The sequence below is a fragment of the Flavobacteriales bacterium genome, assembly GCA_020635395.1.
GTDB lineage: Bacteria > Bacteroidota > Bacteroidia > NS11-12g > UBA9320 > UBA987.
Window position 1 is genome coordinate 1,421,074 of record JACJZV010000001.1, and the last position, 19,283, is coordinate 1,440,356.

17 protein-coding genes and 1 tRNA gene are annotated in these 19,283 nt (G+C 37.8%); 14 read left to right on the forward strand and 4 right to left on the reverse strand.

The window, feature by feature from the left end; translation table 11 throughout:
• Positions 1–128: 128 nt before the first annotated feature.
• Positions 129–200, reverse strand: a tRNA-Glu gene (locus tag H6607_06095).
• Positions 201–355: 155 nt separating this feature from the next.
• Here H6607_06095 and gap point away from each other — a divergent pair.
• Positions 356–1,348, forward strand: a complete 993-nt coding sequence (gene gap, locus H6607_06100) for a type I glyceraldehyde-3-phosphate dehydrogenase (protein MCB9261928.1) — start codon at positions 356–358, stop codon at positions 1,346–1,348.
• A gap of 67 nt (positions 1,349–1,415) precedes the next feature.
• Here the strand turns inward: gap and H6607_06105 are convergent, their stop codons facing one another.
• Entirely contained in the window at positions 1,416–5,171 is a 3,756-nt protein-coding gene (locus tag H6607_06105) for a T9SS type A sorting domain-containing protein (protein MCB9261929.1), read from the reverse strand.
• Between the two features lie 231 nt (positions 5,172–5,402).
• Between H6607_06105 and serC the strand changes: the two genes are divergently transcribed.
• Genes serC through H6607_06120 form a run of 3 tightly spaced genes read left to right on the forward strand, consistent with a single transcriptional unit; the run spans position 5,403 to position 8,616 of the window.
• Positions 5,403–6,455: a 3-phosphoserine/phosphohydroxythreonine transaminase gene (gene serC, locus H6607_06110; GenBank protein MCB9261930.1), complete on the forward strand. Its 1,053-nt coding sequence runs from the start codon at positions 5,403–5,405 to the stop codon at positions 6,453–6,455.
• An 8-nt stretch (positions 6,456–6,463) separates the two neighbouring features.
• Entirely contained in the window at positions 6,464–7,420 is a 957-nt protein-coding gene (locus H6607_06115) for a 3-phosphoglycerate dehydrogenase (GenBank protein ID MCB9261931.1), read from the forward strand.
• A 32-nt stretch (positions 7,421–7,452) separates the two neighbouring features.
• Complete coding sequence (locus tag H6607_06120) at positions 7,453–8,616, forward strand: DUF1015 domain-containing protein (protein ID MCB9261932.1); 1,164 nt, start codon at positions 7,453–7,455, stop codon at positions 8,614–8,616.
• A 168-nt stretch (positions 8,617–8,784) separates the two neighbouring features.
• Here the strand turns inward: H6607_06120 and H6607_06125 are convergent, their stop codons facing one another.
• Positions 8,785–9,375, reverse strand: a complete 591-nt coding sequence (locus H6607_06125; GenBank protein ID MCB9261933.1) for a hypothetical protein — start codon at positions 9,373–9,375, stop codon at positions 8,785–8,787.
• Between the two features lie 230 nt (positions 9,376–9,605).
• Here H6607_06125 and H6607_06130 point away from each other — a divergent pair, with 230 nt between their 5' ends.
• Positions 9,606–9,956, forward strand: a complete 351-nt coding sequence (locus H6607_06130) for a helix-turn-helix transcriptional regulator (GenBank protein MCB9261934.1) — start codon at positions 9,606–9,608, stop codon at positions 9,954–9,956.
• Here H6607_06130 and H6607_06135 read toward each other — a convergent pair.
• Positions 9,953–10,864 carry an EamA family transporter gene (locus H6607_06135; GenBank protein MCB9261935.1) on the reverse strand — a complete coding sequence of 304 codons (912 nt, stop codon included), beginning with the start codon at positions 10,862–10,864 and terminating at the stop codon, positions 9,953–9,955. The genes H6607_06130 and H6607_06135 overlap by 4 nt on opposite strands.
• 78 nt (positions 10,865–10,942) lie before the next feature.
• On the opposite strand from H6607_06135, the gene purD reads away from it, so the two are divergent.
• From purD to H6607_06180, 9 genes are all read left to right on the forward strand, one after another.
• Positions 10,943–12,223: a phosphoribosylamine--glycine ligase gene (purD, locus tag H6607_06140; GenBank protein ID MCB9261936.1), complete on the forward strand. Its 1,281-nt coding sequence runs from the start codon at positions 10,943–10,945 to the stop codon at positions 12,221–12,223.
• 2 nt (positions 12,224–12,225) lie between these two features.
• Positions 12,226–12,384 carry a hypothetical protein gene (locus H6607_06145; GenBank protein ID MCB9261937.1) on the forward strand — a complete coding sequence of 53 codons (159 nt, stop codon included), beginning with the start codon at positions 12,226–12,228 and terminating at the stop codon, positions 12,382–12,384.
• Between the two features lie 68 nt (positions 12,385–12,452).
• Entirely contained in the window at positions 12,453–13,127 is a 675-nt protein-coding gene (locus H6607_06150) for a zinc metallopeptidase (GenBank protein ID MCB9261938.1), read from the forward strand.
• A gap of 33 nt (positions 13,128–13,160) precedes the next feature.
• Positions 13,161–14,420, forward strand: a complete 1,260-nt coding sequence (locus H6607_06155) for a hypothetical protein (protein ID MCB9261939.1) — start codon at positions 13,161–13,163, stop codon at positions 14,418–14,420.
• Entirely contained in the window at positions 14,417–15,031 is a 615-nt protein-coding gene (locus H6607_06160; GenBank protein MCB9261940.1) for a class I SAM-dependent methyltransferase, read from the forward strand. Before H6607_06155 ends, H6607_06160 begins: the two co-directional genes overlap by 4 nt.
• Before the next feature lie 51 nt (positions 15,032–15,082).
• Positions 15,083–16,738, forward strand: coding sequence for an AMP-binding protein (locus tag H6607_06165; protein MCB9261941.1), 1,656 nt, complete (start codon positions 15,083–15,085; stop codon positions 16,736–16,738).
• Positions 16,739–16,790: 52 nt separating this feature from the next.
• A complete protein-coding gene (locus H6607_06170) occupies positions 16,791–17,390 on the forward strand; it encodes a hypothetical protein (protein MCB9261942.1) in 600 nt (199 codons plus the stop codon).
• Positions 17,391–17,454: 64 nt separating this feature from the next.
• Positions 17,455–18,594, forward strand: a complete 1,140-nt coding sequence (locus H6607_06175) for a cystathionine gamma-synthase (GenBank protein ID MCB9261943.1) — start codon at positions 17,455–17,457, stop codon at positions 18,592–18,594.
• Positions 18,594–19,283 (forward strand): PrsW family intramembrane metalloprotease, encoded by a 690-nt coding sequence (locus tag H6607_06180; GenBank protein MCB9261944.1) that lies wholly within the window; start codon positions 18,594–18,596, stop codon positions 19,281–19,283. The genes H6607_06175 and H6607_06180 overlap by 1 nt, the downstream gene beginning before the upstream one ends.

A 19,283-nucleotide genomic window follows, 5' to 3' on the forward strand; every position in this document is an offset into this window, starting at 1 on the left:
TATAGCTTCTAAAATTGTACTATCAACTTAAACCAATAATCGAACATTTTTGACCACGTGTAACTCTTTGATAATCACCAAAATACAGCCAATAAAAAAAGGTGTACTTGAATGTACACCTTTTAAAGTAGCCCCTAGGGGAATCGAACCCCTCTTTCCAGGATGAAAACCTGGCGTCCTAACCGATAGACGAAGGGGCCATCATCTTTCTAAAATAAGCATGTGCTTACCTTAGTCACACCCCCGTTTTTTGAGGCTGCAAAGAAAAGAAATTTCATTTTATTTATGCAACAATTTTTTTTAAAAAAATTACTTTTGCCGCACTGATTCAATTTTAAAATTATTTTTATCCTAAATTTCTAAAATGAAAGTTGCAATTAATGGTTTTGGACGTATTGGCCGACTGGCTTTTAAATGTCTCTTAGAAAAAGAAAATGTGGAAGTTGTAGCCATCAACGATTTGACTGATAACGCCACGCTTGCTCATTTACTAAAGTATGACTCTGTTCATGGAAAGTTTAACGGAACGGTATCTTCTACCGACGAATTTTTGATTGTGAACGGCAAGCAAATACATGCTATGGCCGAACGCGACCCTGCTGCTTTGCCGTGGAAAGAACTGGGTGTGGACGTAGTGTTAGAAAGTACCGGTCGTTTTACAGATAGAGAAACTGCCGGAAAACACCTTACTGCCGGAGCTAAAAATGTAGTTATTTCCGCCCCTGCAAAAGGCGATATTAAAACGGTTGTTTTGGGTGTGAATGACCAAGTTATCGATGGTTCGACAGATATTTTGTCGAATGCCAGTTGCACCACAAACTGCCTTGCACCAATGGTAAAAGTATTGGACGAAGCTTTTGGCGTTGAAAGCGGTTTTATGAGTACTATTCATGCATATACTGCCGATCAAAATTTGCAAGATGCTCCTCATAAAGATTTAAGAAGAGCAAGAGCTGCGGCATATAGCATTGTTCCAACCAGCACCGGTGCTGCCAAAGCCGTTGGATTAGTTTTGCCTCATCTTGCCGGAAAATTAAACGGAAATGCTTTGCGTGTTCCAATTCCAGATGGCTCTGCTACAGATTTTGTTGCCACACTTAAAACAGAAGCAACTGCCGAACAGATTAATGCTGAATTTAAAAAAGCAGCCAATGGAAGCTTAAAAGGCATCTTAGAATATACCGAAGATCCGATTGTTTCTATTGATATTGTTGGAAACCCACATTCGTGCATTTTCGATTCGTTGAGTACAATGGCTTTTGGCAAAACTGTCAAAATTCTTGGCTGGTACGACAATGAGGCCGGATATAGCAATCGTATTGCCGATTTGATTAGCCGATTGGGTTAATCTAAAAGTTATTAAAAGTAAAAAGCCGACTTTTAAGTCGGCTTTTTTTATGCTCGTTAACTTGAGCTTATTCGATAATTATTTTCTGTATCGTGCTTCCCTGTTCAAAAACAATTTCGACAAAATAGACCTTTGGGCTATTGTTTTGAACCGAAATGGTTTGAAACTTTTCAGAAATATATAACGGTTCAAAACGTACCTCTCTGCCCAAAACATCACTTATATGTACTGAATTTATGGGGTATTCTTCGCTCGAAATATGAATTGTTCCAACACTCGGATTTGGGTAGATATGCAGCTTTTGAGCCAAAATAGGGGATATGCTTGACTTATCCAACACATTAAATTGTCCAACCAGGGTATCGTTTAGCACTACCTGGTCGGTTGCTAACCGCGAGATGGCACGCATGGTGTACAAACCAACTGAGGTGGGAATGAAGGAACTGTCAAAAGCAAGTGTTTTGATCTCGGCAGAATCTAAGGTTATGCTTTTGTTGGATGAATATACCAACGATGTGCCAGCAAAAATTTCATACGTAACAGAAAAATCAATGTCTTGTTTTTTTGAACCGATATTTTGAACTTCCAATTTGGGTTGATACGTTTTGTTCATAACCACATTGGAATCAATTTGCGGATATACAAAAGCCACAGGAGCTACATCATTGTCAAGGGTTACATAAAACGGAATGACAACTTCATTATCGTTGATAAAAGCATCTTCCGAATTACTGATTTTAAATGTGGCTTCATACAAACCAGTAGTTTTGGGTATAAAATAGTGGCCTGTTATCAACTGCACTTTTGTTGGAGCCAAATTAGAAAAAGAGTCGCTGTAGGAATAAACCTCAACACCATTTTTATTGATTTTAATGTCGGCATACACCGGAGATTCAATGCTGTGGATGCCGATATTTTTGGCCGAAAAATTCAATTTTACCGTATCCAAATTAAGTCGAAAAGTTCTGTTTTTTGCAGGGTTGAAAACGCTGTCGATGCCAATAGAGTGCCGATGGTTTACAAAAAAGTGGCTGTAAAGACTATCGTTTGATTTTTCGACATCGCCAGTGTATTTTAGGTAAGTTAAAAGGCCGTATTTTCCAATGTTTGTGGTGGCAAAATTCAACGCAGTAAAGGTTGTATCATTTTCGTTAAATGCCAATGTTTTTGTCGCGGCAACCGAGTCGAAATGAATGATTGTGTTATTCTCGTTTCGTATCTGCCAATAAATGAAAGTACCGGAGTTGATAGTGCTATTGCCTATATTTTTAACAACGGCAGAAAGCGGGATAGAACTATTAACAAAATAGGTTGAATCAACCACTGGGGATAGGTTTTTAAGCAGTTTCAAATCAGTAGAACTGCGAATGTAAAAGGTAGAGCTCATGCGGTCGTTCGTGCTATCTTGGTCTCCCTTTAATTTGGTATAAACCGTAAATAACAGTGTTTGAGCACTATCCGGACAGGTAAAGGTTTTGAAAAGGGCTTGTTTTGAACTGAGTTTTCCTATACTTGTGGTAATGGCATCACTATAAATAATTTCTCCCTTCCAATTTTTAATATGGCAAAGAATTTTTGCAGAATCTTGGTCTGCCAAACCTTCATTCCGATAAAAAACGTACGGTTTAAAGGTGGCTTTTCTCAAGTAAACACTGCCATTTTTAGGAGTTTCAATCGATTTTACTGCCAAATCATTACTACGTATTACTTGCAAATTCAATCGAAGTGTGTCGTTAATTCTAAAGGAGTCGATGTGATTCCAGCAAAAAACTTCCAAAATAACATTGCCCGAAAAAGGAATGGCTACCGAATCAAAAGCTAAAATCAAGCTACCAACACCATCTAAGCTGATGGTTTGTGTTTGCTCGGCAGCAATTTTAGTACCTTGTCTTACCCGAGAAGTGACCTTGATGTTGGATTGTTTTTTGGCTCCAAAATTTACCATACGCACCACAGGTTGAAATTCTTTTTTACCTAATTCCACCCGCTGACCTTCCGTGGGCGAAAAAAAGCTCTCCACCTGAATGTCGTAATTAATAAAAATGGAGAAGTTAGACCTAAGTGAATCGTTTTCGGTGGCCTTATCTCCCGCCAGTTCGGTATAAACCAAAAGCTCAAGATTGCCATAATTTGTTTGGCTTATGCCTTTGTCGAAATGCACCAACAGTGTGTCATCGGCATCAAGTTGAATGTATTTTATGCTTTGATAGATAAGTGACCCGCTTTTGTTTCGTGCTTCGCAAACCACTTTAAAAGGCACTTTTTGATCATTTACACCATAGTTGATTATGGTTGCTGCTGGTATAATGGAGTCGATTGCCAACTCTAATGTATCATTTGGAATAGGATTGTGGATGGCCCAAACCCCAACGTCATTGGCTAATTGAATGCGAGGTTGAATATCGAAATTGTAGTTAAATCCGGGAGAAAACGGCACCCAATCGGTATTGCCCGATGGGGCGGTAAAATAAAAAGTGCTTGGCCTAACTGGTACTTCATATTCAAACAAAAAGGCCACGTTGCTATTACCCAATTGTCGGATACCCACGTAATAGCCATTAGTCACTTTTATTTTTGGAAAAATAGGAAGAATGTATTGTGAACCGTTGGTATAGAGTGTATCTGATTGATAAATTAAATTACCGGGACCTCCGGTGCTATCTTCATTCCAAACGGCCAATTTAAAAGGCAATGCGGTAGAGGCAAAACCAATTTTAATTTGATTAATATAATTGGTATCGGTATAAAATTTGGCAACAAAATCGCCTGTGGAGCCATTAAAACCTATACCTCCCGGAGTGTTGGTAACATACGGATTGTTGTGGCTCAAAACATTTGCCGTTATTCTTCGCTGGTTAAAAGAGGTGTCATCCAGCGGATAGTTGTCGGAAAGACTCATAACTTGTATCGAATCTTTACCTAAGTTTTTGGGTCTATAGTGTGTAAAATAGATAAAACGTTCTTCAAGAGGAGCAAGATTGTTGACAAAAATGGTGTCTTTAAATGTATTGGCTCCTGTAATGGATAGTTCTATGGGGTGGTTGTTAAGCTTTGCGTATCCGGTATTGGCAATCAGCACTTTTATGCTGTCAGTCGGGGTCATGGATATGGCCAACTCGCCCAAACAGTATATGTTTTGAACGGAAGCGGATTTAGCAACCCGTTGATGCGAAATACGAATACACGGTTTTCTTACCTGACTGTTGTTGGTGGTATCTGGTGCATTGCCAATGTAGTAGATAAACTTGGTTTCGTTGTTTGATACAAATCCCGGAAAAGAAGCCCCACTTTCGTAGGCCCAATAGGGCATATCATCGACACTTTGTTTGGCCGTTTGATAAAATTCAACCATAATTTTCAAGTTTTTGCCTTTGGTGGTATCATACACCAAATACTTTAGCATCGGAAACTTTTTAAAACCCGGTTCGGCAGAAATTACATGGTTTGTGGTGCTGTCAAACGTTTTAATCATTCCGGTTTTCGCCACCTCCGCCGACCAATTTTTGATATTTCCAACACCCCAATCAGCACTGTCGGTTAGGCCAACATACATCTTAAATCGAGGATTGCCCAAATATGTTCCAAGTCCGATTTTGTAAAATTCAATCATTCTAATGGTGTCGCCATGTCGCAAATCGCCGAGTGTATTTCTTGGGTAAATATAGGCGTGCCGGCTATAGGCTATTTGTGTGTCGGAATTTCCAACCATGGGGCCAAATGCGTTACTCGCAAATGACAAATATCCAACGGTGGTTTGCTGAGCAAACACTGGAGCAAATTGCACTATAACCGAACAAATTATGAGGGTAATAATTTTTTTCATTAGTCAAAAGTAGGATTTAGTTAGCGTTTAATTTTCATTTGATTAAAAGATATGATTATGTTTTTACTAAAACGGCATAAAGGCGGCTTCATGCCTTAAATAAAAAATGGAGAGTATATAAACCAATATACCACTACCACGATATTACTCCGTTCAAATTTGCAAACAAATAACCACACATTCATATCAAAAAGATAGAATAGTTGATACCTTTGTCGCAAATTTTAAGCAATGTCTAAGATTCATAATTTTTCTGCTGGCCCGGCCGTATTGCCCCAAGTGGCCATAGATGCGGCGGCCAAAGCTATTCATAATTTTGCCAACACTGGTTTATCCATTTTAGAGGTTTCTCATCGTGGAAAAGAATATGTAGCCGTGATGGATGAGGCTCGTAGCTTGGTAAAAAAACTGCTTAATTTGGGCGATGAATATGAGGTTTTATACCTTCAGGGCGGTGCCAGTCTTCAATTTTTGATGGTGGCCTACAATCTTTTAAACAAAAAAGGAGGATATATTGATACCGGAACCTGGGCTTCAAATGCCATAAAAGAGGCAAAACTATTAGGCGAGGTAGATGTGTTGGCCAGTAGTAAAGATAAGAATTATACCTATATACCAAAAAACTTCACAGTTCCTTCGGATATTGATTATCTGCACTTTACAAGCAATAATACCATATACGGAAGCCAGTTTCATGATTTTCCTAAAACGGATAGTTTGTTGGTTTGCGATATGAGTTCGGATATGTTTAGCCGAAAAATAGACGCATCAAAATTTGATTTGATTTATGCCGGAGCTCAGAAAAATCTTGGGCCTGCCGGAGCAACTTTGGTTGTAATAAAGAAAGAAATTTTGGGTAAGGTGAGTCGTCAAATACCGAGTATGCTCAGTTATCAAGTGCATATAGATAAAGAATCCATGTTCAATACTCCACCAGCATTTGCGGTATATGTGGTGTTACAAACTCTAAAATGGATTGAGCAGTTGGGTATCGATACTATTGAAAATAGAAACAGACAAAAGGCGGAATTGCTTTATAATGAAGTGGACAGAAACCCCAATTTCGTTGGACCTGTGGCCAAAGACGATAGAAGTTTTATGAACCCTGTTTTTCTTCTCGCCGATGAGAGCAAAACCGATGCATTTATGGCAGCCTGCAAAGAGGCGAATATTAGCGGCATTAAGGGACATCGCTCTGTGGGTGGGTTTAGAGCGTCAATGTATAATGCATTAGAGTTAGATAGTGTTCAGGCTTTGGTTAATGTGATGCAAACGTTTAATTAATAGTTAAAATGAAGATATTAGCAAACGATGGCATTGATGCCACAGGGAAGGAATTGTTGGAAAAAGCTGGTTTTGAAGTATATACCGCAAACATTGCACAAGCAGATTTATTAACAAAACTAAACGATTATGATGCCATTTTGGTGCGAAGTGCAACTAAAGTTAGAAAAGAACTAATCGATGCTTCTCCAAATTTGAAACTTATTGGTAGAGGTGGAGTTGGAATGGACAACATTGATGTAGAATATGCAAAATCAAAAGGTATTGAAGTGATCAATACTCCCGCCGCATCCAGCAACAGCGTGGCTGAGTTGGTTTTTGCCCATTTGCTTTCGGCCAATAGATTTTTGAATAAAACCAATTGCGAAATGCACTCGCTGGAATTTTCCAGATTTAAAGAATTGAAAAACGAATGCTCAAAAGGCACCGAACTTTTTGGTAAAACTATTGGCATCATTGGACTTGGAAGAATAGGGAAAGAAGTTGCACGCATTGCCATTGGCATGGGCATGAACGTAGTGGCACATGACCCGTTTTTAGATAAAGCCGAAATAGAAATTATTTTTCACAACCAATTAAATATCTCTCCTGTCAAAGTGGAAATTGTCACAAAGTCGAAAGAGGAAGTGTTGGCCGAAAGCGATTTTATCAGCCTGCATCTGCCGGGCGGAAAGGGGATAATTATGGGAGAAACAGAATTTGCCAAATTAAAGAAAAGTGCCGTTTTGGTTAATTGTGCCAGAGGTGGTTCTGTTGATGAATTGGCATTAAATAATGCGTTAAATTCTGGTCAGCTTGCTGCCGCGGCGTTGGATGTGTTCGAAAAAGAACCACCTGAGTATATGGATATTTTAGTAAATTCCAAAGTTTCGTTGTCGCCACATATCGGAGCCTCAACAGTAGAGGCTCAAGAACGAATTGGTGAAGAATTAGCCTCCAAGATTATTTCATTTTTCAAAAAATAACTATGCCAAAATTTAAACCGTTCAGGTTTTCGATGGCTCACACCGAATTTATACCTCAGGTAGCCGTTCGGTCATCCGATTTTAGCAACAATGAAGAGTTGTTGGTTGAAATGCGAAACAATCCACATTCTTACTTGCATTTGACCAAAAATGACTTGCTGAGCGATGAGTATGCTCATTTTTCGCAAGAATTTTTTAAAAATTCAAAAGCATATATTTCACATCTCATTGAAAATGAAATAATTAGTAGGTTTGAGCAAGATATATTTTTTGTTTATCGCCAAACTTCTAATGGAACATCGCATACGGGAATTATTGGCTTGGTAGATATTTTGGATTACCAAAAAAATAAAATCAAAAAACACGAACACACAAGACATGTCACCGAGGGTTTTGTAATGGAGCTTTTAAATCATACTAAAATAATTGGCGACCCGCTGTTACTTAGCCATCATCATAAGCAATCGTTAGAAGATTTGTTGCGATGGGTCATTTCGCATCCAGCCGATATTGATTATGAAAAAAGGGAAAAAAGACATCAAATTTGGTATATCGAATCTGAAAATTTGGTAGAAACCTTTAGAAATGAGGTAGAAACTATTCAGGATTTTTATATCATGGATGGGCATCATCGAGCAGCCGGTGTAAATAATTTATACAATCAATCTGAGTCGAAAAAAGACCGATATTGTTTGGCATATTTGATTGATTGTAATCAATTAAGCATTAGTCCTTTCCATAGATTAGTTAAACAAAATAAAATAATGCTCCCAGATTTGTTAGAGGCATTATCCGAAAATTTTTTGGTAACAGAGCAGCCGGAATATGTTTTTCGACCAGATGGAAGAGGGCAAATGGTGCTGAAAACTGCCGAAAAAACCTACATGCTTACTGCCTTGAACACCTTGCCAAATTTGGATGTTCAGGTTATTGAAAATGATATCTTAAATGACATTTTTGGTATAACTAACTCACGAACAGATGATAGGGTGGATTTTATAAAAGATGATGAGGTAAGTCTAAATAATGCACTTGGATGCACCAAAGTAGATGGAAATTTCTTGTTTTTATTGCATCCGTGCACGTTTGAAGAAATCGCCGACATATCAGACAAAAACGAAATTATGCCTCCAAAAAGTACTTATGTAGAACCTAAATGTCCTGCTGGACTATTTCTTCAAAAATACGGGCAGTAAATTTTAAGAACCTGTTTATTATCTCCAAATTGAAAGCTAATTTGGAATTATTTTAGTCCAAACAAGGCAAAATTGAAGAGAACGGCAGAGCTATTTGAGGAAATTTTAACGAAGTTTGTGGGTTAAAATAAACCGAAATAGGTCAATTTGTGAGATTATAAACAGGCTCTAAGCTACCTGTTTTGCCTTTAGTTGAACTGAATCAACCCACTTGATGGCTGCAAGTGCAACAGTGGTGAAAATGAAAGTAGAAACCACTCCGTTTAAAAAGAAGTTGCTCATTACATCATTTTTGTAGAATGCAAGACCTGCGGCATAGCACTGAATTAGACCCACAAAATCTTTGCTGTACATGCCATGGATAGGGTCTAACCAAGCTGCAAAGTTTGTTATTAGAAAAAAGGCAATACCCGATAAAATGGACGCTTTTAGAATAGATAGTCCGCTCTTATTTTTGGATAATACCGTTTTGCCAATCAATACAGTCAAAGCAAAAGCCCCGTAAACAGCAATCATAGATATGTTTCCCAAATAACTTTTGAATTCTGGTGAAATTGCAGCCAAAGCCAAATCAGACAACAACATAGCTCCTAAGGGAATAGAAAAGCGTTTGCCCTGAGTGGCAAACATAGCTCCGGCCAATAGTGCTATTGCACCTATTGGTTGAAAATTTGGCATTCCAAGTTTATTGATAAACAAACGAACAATGGTTAAAACCAAAATCATTAGAACCGTGCTTATCTCAAAAGTTTTTCTCATCTCTATTTTTTTATGCAAATATAGACAGCCCGCTAATTAATATACAATTTGCGTTTTCCACGTTTTTTATTATTGTTAAATATTTTAATATAATTATTTATAAATCAGTTTATTATATATTGTATTTTAAACAAAAAATTATCACTAATTAACGGATTTCAACCTATAGAAATTTACAATTGTGAATAAACAAATCCTTTACAATTGTAAAATAATTTCACATTTGTCAAATGGATTTATTGAATAAACGGGTGATGCAGTTTGTCTCTGCAATAGGTTTGTCAAAGAGTGATTTTGCTTCGGCCATTGGAGTTCAGCCTTCATTGATTAGTCATATTAGCAGCGGTCGGAACAAAGTGGGTGTTGAGGTGCTACAAAAAATGTTAGAGATTTATCCTGACATTTCAGCAGAGTGGTTGATGCTTGGAAAAGGGGATATGTTTACCCAAAATAATACAAATCAATCGATTAGACTAAAAGTAGAAGTGCAAAATTTGATTTCTGAAATGGATTTAGTTCAAAACCAATTTAATGTGCTTAAACGCAAGTTTGACAAACTGGCCTCAGAGCTTAAAGGTTAGTTTTCTCGATTTCTGGCCTTGCTAACAAGGTAAACCCCCAATAAAATAAGTAACATTCCCACGGCATGTATGCCTCGGATGTTTTCTTTATCCATTGCCCCAAAAACCAATGCCATAATTGGTATAAAATAGGTAACTGAGCTGGCAAAAATGGGTCCACTGGTTTGCAATAGTCTGTTAAACATTATTAAACTGATAGAATTTCCAAAAATGGCCAAAAGGGCAATGGCTCCAAATGATTTATAAATTTGATGATTTTCGTAGGTTTCAAGCTGTTGCCAATTGCTAAATAAAAGAATAAAACCGCTTATAACCGCCAAAAAAAACAATGGCAACGCAGAAATATTGAGTGCTTTGTATTTGGACAGTTTTACTTTTATAAGGTTGACATTGGCTCCATACATAGCCGTTGCAAGTATGATTAACAGCGAATATTTGTGTTCGCCTGATTTTAATGTGTCAAAATCATTATCGATGAAATGCGAACCCAAAATCAAAACCAAAGCACCCAAAAATCCAACCAAAACGCCGAACGTTTTGTTTTTGGCCATAACAATAGAACCGAATATTGAACCTATAATAAGCGTAAACAGTGGTGTTAAAGCATTTAATGCTCCGGCAATGGAACTTTCAACTTTAGTTTCTCCGTATGCAAACAAAAAAGCCGGAATGCCATTGCCAAGTAAGCCGGAAAAAAGAAGAAATTTCCTGTCTTTCGGGGCAATATCTTTAATTAAATGAAAAACAAAAGGGGTAAATACGCTGCCGGCAATGAACAATCTGGTGGCCGCCAACTGTAAAGGGGTCATTACTTTTAGTCCTTCTTTTATTAAAATAAACGATGCACCCCAAATAAATGCCAAAATGGCAAGAATAACAAAGGGCATTGCGGACGCATTGATTTTCATTATGTTTAAAAAAGTCGGGAAAAATAAGTCTGCTTTATGGCAATAAGCTGCAAATGCCTGATAATTTTGCACATTATTATGAATGTTTTAGTTTTAGGTTCAGGTGGAAGAGAGCACGTTTTTGTCTGGAAATTGGCTCAAAGTGCGTTGGTAGATAAACTTTTCGTAGCACCCGGAAATGCTGGCACTTCCAGCGTTTGTACCAATGTAGATTTAAAAATTCTTGATTTTAAAGGCATTGCCGACTTTTGCTTATCAAATAACATTGATGTCATTATACCTGGTAGCGAAGATCCTTTGGTGGCTGGCATTGCAGATTATTTTTCTGGAAATGATAAACTAAACCACATTTTTGTTTTAGGCCCGAATAAAGAAGCCGCCCAATTAGAAGGAAGTAAAGACTATGCCAAGCAGTTTTTAATTGAAAACAATATCCCAACGGCCCAATATCAAACATTCACATCTGACAATATTGCCGCAGCAAAACAATATGTACGAACCAAAACAGCACCTTATGTTTTAAAAGCCGATGGTTTGGCCGCTGGCAAAGGCGTGGTCATTGCCCAAAATTTAATTGAGGCAGATGCTACGCTGGACGATATGCTGCTGAACAGTAAATTCGGTGCTGCTGGAAATAGCGTTGTTATCGAGGATTTTTTGGATGGAATTGAGTTTTCGGTGTTTGTTTTATGCGATGGAGAAAATTACGTATTACTTCCGGAAGCAAAAGACTATAAGCGAATTGGTGAAGGTGACACAGGCTTAAACACTGGTGGAATGGGGGCGGTGAGCCCGGTGCCATTTGCCGACAAAGCATTGATGGATAAAGTGGTAGAACAAATTATTGAGCCTACAATGCACGGATTAAAACGACGAAACATCCAATATGTGGGGTTTATTTTCTTTGGTTTGATAAATTGCAACGGCCAACCAAAAGTGATAGAATATAATGTACGCATGGGCGACCCAGAAACGGAGGTAGTTTTTCCACGTATAAAAAATGATTTTGGTGAGATGGTGGATTTTTGCCGTAATAAACGATTAATTGACGCTAATATTGAGTTTGAAAGTAAAGTTTGCACAACCATTTTCGCTGTTAGTGGCGGTTACCCTGAAGATTATGAAAAGGGAAAAAGGATGACCATTTCATTGGCTTTGCAAACGGAAATGGTGTTTCATGCCGGTACTCAAAAGTCAGATAATGACATTTTGACAAATGGGGGTAGGGTTGTGGCATTAAGTGCCTTTGGCAATACCATTGCAGATGCTTTAAAGCATAGCTATCAAAATGTTGCAGAAATAAAATTTGACGGAATGTATTACCGAAAAGATATTGGAAAAGACCTTTTAAATAATTAATTATGAGCGTATTAAAGAAAATATTGGGCTACCTCACCTTGAAAAAGGATGAGGAATTTGGGGATACTTCATTTACAAAACCGATGCACCGCATAAACAAAATCAGCATTTTCATGTTTCTATTTGCAATCATTATTTTGCTGATTAAGTTTGCCTTTTAAATCAAATGGAACAGCTTTTGACAAAAGAGAATTAATTAAATAGAATTATTATGTTTTCAGGTGCTTACATGGGGGCTTATCTTATTGGTGGAATCATTGCCTTTGTTGGCATGATTGTTCAGGGAAGGCTCCGTTCAAAATTTAAACAGTACAGCGAAACACCAATTTCGAGTAACTTATCAGGCAAAGAAATAGCTGAAAAAATGCTTCGCGACAACGGAATCTATGACGTAAAAGTTATTTCTGTTCAGGGGCAACTTACAGACCATTACAATCCGGTAAATAAAACGGTAAACCTAAGCGAAGCCGTTTATAACTATAGAAACGCTGCCGCTGCGGCTGTTGCCGCACACGAATGTGGACACGCCGTGCAACATGCCAATGCGTATAGTTGGTTAGAATTTCGCAGCAAAATGGTTCCTGCTGTTAAAATTAGCTCCACATTGGTGCAGTTTGTTTTAATAGGAGGCATTTTAATGGTTAATACCTTTCCAAATCTATTATTGGCCGGTATAGTTCTTTTTGCTGTAACAACGCTTTTTTCGTTTGTTACCCTTCCTGTAGAGTTTGATGCAAGCCGAAGGGCATTGGTTTGGATGCGAACCAGCAACGTGGTTTCAACTCGTGAATTAGAGGACAGTAAAGATGCCTTAAAATGGGCCGCACTTACCTATGTGGTAGCAGCCTTAGGATCTTTGGCAACGTTACTTTATTATGTATCTGTTTATTTAAATAGGAGATAATCTTTGTTTCGCAAGATTTTAATATTCAGCCTGTTGTACATTGCGTTTAACGTAAATGCACAACAATTTAAGGTAAATCTAACGGAGCGGGTGCAGGACGATAAAATATCAAAATCGCTTGCCATACTTCCGGTTTATAAATTTCAATCATCTGTGATTGAACCTTTTAGCATGTTTGGAATTGAAGATAAAAACAAAGAGGAATTAAAACCTCTTCAAATTAAGCAATTGCCTGATATGAAAGGTTTTAAAGACACCGGATACACTTACATATATTTTTCTGGGGCAAACAATGAAGAAAATCAAGGGTATTGTCTTACATTGATTGGAAACTATACCAGAACTGTTCGAACCGTTTACTTCTTTATTGATAGAAACAACAATTTAGATTTTACCGATGACGGCATGCCCGACAGTATGACCTATATGGATGAAACCGTTGATATTTCTTTAAAAAACACTATAAATCCGGAGGCCGAACACCATTTAAAACTTACCAGAGTTCAATATGGCCAAAATTTGGCTTACAAAAAATTGTTGACAGAACACTTTACAAAACATCAAGGAAACAAAATATTTACAGATATCAACTACTGTTTTCGGGAGCAACGAATGAACACCATTGCCGGAACTTATAGAAGTGAAACAGATAGTTTTGTTTTGTCGCTTAAAGATATGAATAACGACGGGTTGTTCAATCAGCCCTGCACAGATAAGTTTTATTGTGGTGGAGTAGGTGATGAAATTCTTACGGAAGAAATGAATTTTGTATTACCCAATAGCAGCGAAATGTACTTTGAATGGAATCGAAAAAGATACCATATTCTTGGTATTGACCCTGCGGGAAAATTTATTGAATTGGAGGTAGCAAAAGAGCAAGAATTAACAAAACAACTTGCTGTTGGTAAAAAGATACCAAAGTTCACCTTTGTAAATACGCAGTATGAAAAGGAAGAAATAAAGAAATATAAGAAAAAACCTGTTTACATATTCTTTTGGGATAGAACAAATTTGAGCGATGATGATACACTTTATCTCGGCAAATTGGAACGAGAATTTGGTGACAAAATTCAAATTGTGGCATTAAATCATGGCGACAAACCCCGCGAAGTGCTTAAAGATCAATACTATAGACTATACCGATGGCATATAGGATTTTCAAGTTATTCATTAGGCAAAATATTCTATATAGAAAGTCTAAACAGAGGTTACTTACTCAAAAAAAGGCTAAAACTTACGAACGATGATATTTCGCCAAAAGAAGTATATGAATTGGTAAGTACTTGGAAATGAAAGACTTTTGGAATTGCCGATATGCGGAGCAAGAATATGCCTACGGCAAAGAACCAAATCAATTTCTATTAGAGTGTTTCTCAAGATTTAATTTTTCTGGAAACATTTTGTTTCCGGCAGAAGGCGAGGGACGAAATGCCGTATATGCTGCACGGCATGGTTTAAAAGTACATGCTTTCGACATCAGTGAAGAAGGCAAAAAGAAGGCTGAAAATCTGGCCGCAGAAAGTGGAGTTTGTATTGAATATGTTGTAGCCGATTTTGAACAGTTTCTAAAAAATGATTTTAAATTTGATACTATAGTTCTCATTTACAATCATTTACCATCAAAGATGATGGAGAAATATGCATCGAGATTGGTTGAAATGCTTCAACCCAATGGTCGAATAATTTTAGAAGGGTTCAGTGAGAATAACTTACCGCTTCGGGAAAAAAATCCTTCGGTGGGCGGGCCTGTAGATGCAGATATGCTCTACACCCTAAAAAAAGTTGAACATTTTTTTAGGGATTTAAAAACAATGTATTTGCAGGAAGAAATAGTGGAGCTGAACGAAGGAAACTATCATAACGGTCTTGCAAGTGTTATTCGATACATTGGAGTAAAAAATTAGAGCAATTCACAATCAATTTTCCTATTTTTACCAAAAAAACAATTCAAAAGAATGAGTGATTTTTTGTGGTTTAAAAGCTATCCCGACTTTGTTTCAAAGAGCATTACGCTCGACAGATACAACAGCATCAACGATATATACAACGATGGCATAAGAAAATATGGCGATAAAGTAGCCTACAAAAACATGGATGTTAATCTGACTTTCAATCAGTTAAATGAACATGTAAATGCTTTTGCCTGGTATATTCAAAACAAAACAAATCTCAAAAAAGGAGATACTGTGGCCGTGCAAATGCCCAATTTGCTTCAATTTCCGGTGGTTATTTTTGCCTGTTTAAAGTTGGGTTTGGTTTTGGTTAACACCAATCCGCTTTACACCGCCGAAGAGATGCGGCATCAATACAAAGATTCTGAGGCGAAAGCAATTATCATTTTAGAAAATTTTGGAGACAAACTTCAAAAAATACTTCCCGAAACAAAAATTGAACTAGTGATTGTGACCACCATCGGCGATATGTTGGGTGGCTTAAAAGGTGCCATAACTAATTTTGTTGTGCGAAAAATTAAGAAAATGGTTCCGGCTCATAGCTTGCCAAATGCCCTAAGTTTTAAGCAAATATTGGCAGAAGGCAAGGGCAAATCGCCAAAACACGTTGAGGTTGGATTGCGTGATTTAGCATTTTTGCAATATACCGGAGGCACCACCGGAGTTTCAAAAGGGGCCATGCTTTCGCACGGAAATATTTGTGCCAATGTGCAGCAGGTAGAAGCGTGGCTCGATAAATTGTTTACAGAAGGGGAGGAGGTTATTATCACTGCACTTCCGCTCTACCACATTTTTGCCTTAACCGCCAATTGCATTGTGTTTTATCGGTATGGAGCCAAAAATGTTTTAATAACCAATCCTCGTGATATGAAATCTTTTTGCAAGGATTTGAAAAAGAATCCGTTTGGTGTTTTAACTGGTGTAAACACGCTGTTTAACGGACTTTTGAATCAAGAGGCATTTAGAAATCTTGATTTTTCTAATTTAAAATTATCGCTTGGTGGTGGTATGGCCGTGCAAGATGCCGTGGCCGACCGTTGGGAAAAAACAACCAATTCACCACTATTAGAGGCTTATGGTTTGTCGGAAACCAGCCCCGCTGCCACCATAAATCCGGTTGACGGAACTCATCAGCGAGGAACTATTGGATTGCCTCTTCCCAATACCGAATTGCAAATTTTTGATGATAATCTCAACATTTTAAAACAGGGAGAAATTGGAGAAATTGGCATAAAAGGACCTCAAGTCATGCATGGTTATTGGAAAAATGATGCGGAAACGAAACGCGTTTTTCATGGCGATTATTTTTTATCGGGAGATGTGGGGTATATGACCGAAGATGGTTTTTTTAAGATAGTTGATAGAAAAAAAGAAATGGTCAATGTATCGGGCTTCAATGTATATCCGAACGAAATTGAGGCCGCCATTATGCAAAACCCAAAGGTGCTTGAGGTGGGTGTGCGAGGGGAGAAAACCGAGAACGGCTCTGAATTTGTAAAGGCGTTTGTCGTAAAAAAGGATTCAAGTCTTTCCGAAAAAGAGGTCATTGAGTTTTGTCATTCTGTGCTTACCAATTATAAAGTGCCGAGAGAAGTGGTTTTTAGAGATGAATTGCCCAAATCAAACGTGGGCAAAATTATGAGGCGACTATTGAAATAAAACAATTTTGAAAAGAACCGGATTTATACTTGTTGCTTTCCTTTTTTTATTGATGATTGTTTTATTGATTTTAACAAAATATCAATATCATAAGCAGTATAAATCCATTCATATAAATAAAACCTTGATTGAAAAAACCTACGAAAACTATGCAGATTTAACCAAAAAAATGGCCGACAAATATGAAATCCCGCAAGAGTATTTATTGGCACTTATTGTTTTAGAATCGTCTGGCAGAAAGGTTATTCCACATCGATTTGAGCCGCGGGTTTTTGAAAAACTTAAAGCGGTTGGCAATGGCAAATCAACTCAATTTGAGGGAATTACAAAGGAGGATTTAAATAATAAATCAGAGGCACAACTGAAACAGTTGGCCAGCAGTTGGGGGCCTTTTCAGATTATGGGTTACAAAAGCATACAAATGAACCTTACTCTTAATGACCTTATTGGGAAAAATGGCTTTGAAACAGCTGTAAAATGGATTATTTCCGATTATGGAAGCTATTTGATTGAGGAAGATTATAAAAACGCTTTTCACATTCACAACACAGGGAAAAAATACCCATTAATTGGTAAGCCAAAAACATTTCACAAAGACTATGTGCCACGTGGTTTGAAGTATGTGGAAGAGTTTCACAAAATGTGCGGTTAAATAGAATAATACCAATCAATTTTCAACAATTGGCTTCCTATATTTGCCGCTCTTTGATTTTAATATGAAATTCAATACAAAAACAATTCATGCCGGCGTGCACCCCGACCCAACTACCGGTGCCATTATGACCCCAATTTATCAAACTTCAACCTATGCACAGGCATCGCCCGGCAACCATAAGGGCTATGAATATAGCCGAACTCACAACCCAACCAGAACCCAACTTCAAGACAATTTGGCTGCATTGGAAAATGCCAAACATGGCCTTTGTTTTAGCAGCGGCATGGCCGCTATTGATGCGGTAATAAAATTACTTTCTCCTGGTGATGAGGTTATTTCTACCAACGATTTGTACGGCGGTTCATATCGAATTTTTACTAAAATTTTCGAGTTTTATGGCATCAAGTTTCACTTTGTGGATATGGCCAATTTGGAAGCTGTTAAGCAAAAAATTTCTGACAAAACAAAACTCTTTTGGGTAGAAACACCAACCAATCCTTTGTTAAAAATTATTGATATTGAAGCCATTTCTGCTATTGCAAAGTCGGCCAATTCATTGCTTTGTGTTGACAATACCTTTGCATCGCCATACCTACAAAACCCAATGAACTTGGGTGCTGATATTGTGATGCATTCTGTAACAAAATATCTCAATGGACATTCGGATGTAGTTATGGGTGCATTGCTTTGTAATTCAGACCAATTACATGAAAGGTTAAGTTTTATTCAAAATAGTTGCGGAGGCACACCCGGCCCACAAGATTGTTTTTTGGTGCTACGAGGTATAAAAACTCTTCATCTCCGAATGCAACGACACTGTGAGAATGGCGAAAAAATTGCCCATTTTCTTAAAAATCACTCCAAAGTAGCACAGGTTTATTGGCCAGGTTTTGAGAGCCATCCAAACCATGAGGTTGCTAAAAAACAAATGAGTGGTTTTGGTGGTATGATGTCGTTCACATTGCACGGCGATCGTTTGGATGAAGCACAAAAGGTAATCAGCAAAACGAAACTATTTACGTTGGCCGAATCATTGGGTGGTGTTGAGTCGCTTTGTGGCCACCCCGCCAGCATGACTCATGCATCTATACCAAAAGCAGAACGAGAAAAGGCAGGTTTGAAAGACTCATTGATTCGATTGAGTGTAGGCATTGAGGATGTTGATGATTTAATTGAAGATCTAAAGCAGGCAATAGGCTAATGTGGCTTCTCGCTCTTGCCATAGCCCCGGGTATAGCCATTAGTATTTATATCTATTGGAAGGATAAATACGACAAAGAACCCGCCAGGTTATTGATTGCTGCTTTTCTTTGGGGAATAGCCAGCACCATTCCTACCCTTATGCTTGAAGGAATTGTAGAAGGTGCGGGAATTTTTCATCAGACGAGCCTTGTAAAAACTGCCATATACTCGTTTGCAGGTATTGGGCTAATTGAAGAACTCTGCAAGTTTTTGTTTGTCTATATTTTTCTTTTTCCCAAAGCTGCTTTCGACGAACCATTTGATGGAATAACCTATTCGGTTTTAGTGGCAATGGGCTTTGCAACCCTCGAAAATATAGCGTATGTGGTTGATAACGGACTTTCTACAGCTATTGTTAGAATGTTTACAGCCGTTCCGGCACATGCCGCATTTGGTGTAATTATGGGCTTTTTTATGGGGTTGGCCAAGTTTGATAAAAGCCAATCCAACACCTATTTGGCTTATGCGGTTTTCGTTCCGGCCATATTGCATGCGGCCTACGATTTTCCGTTAATTTTGAGTATATCTCAAACTCCTGAGTGGATTGGAGAATACAAAATATTAGGAGCTTTTATTACTCTAATCATCGCCATTTGGCTTTCGCGAAGAGCAATAAAGATTCATCAATACAACTCACCATTTAAATAG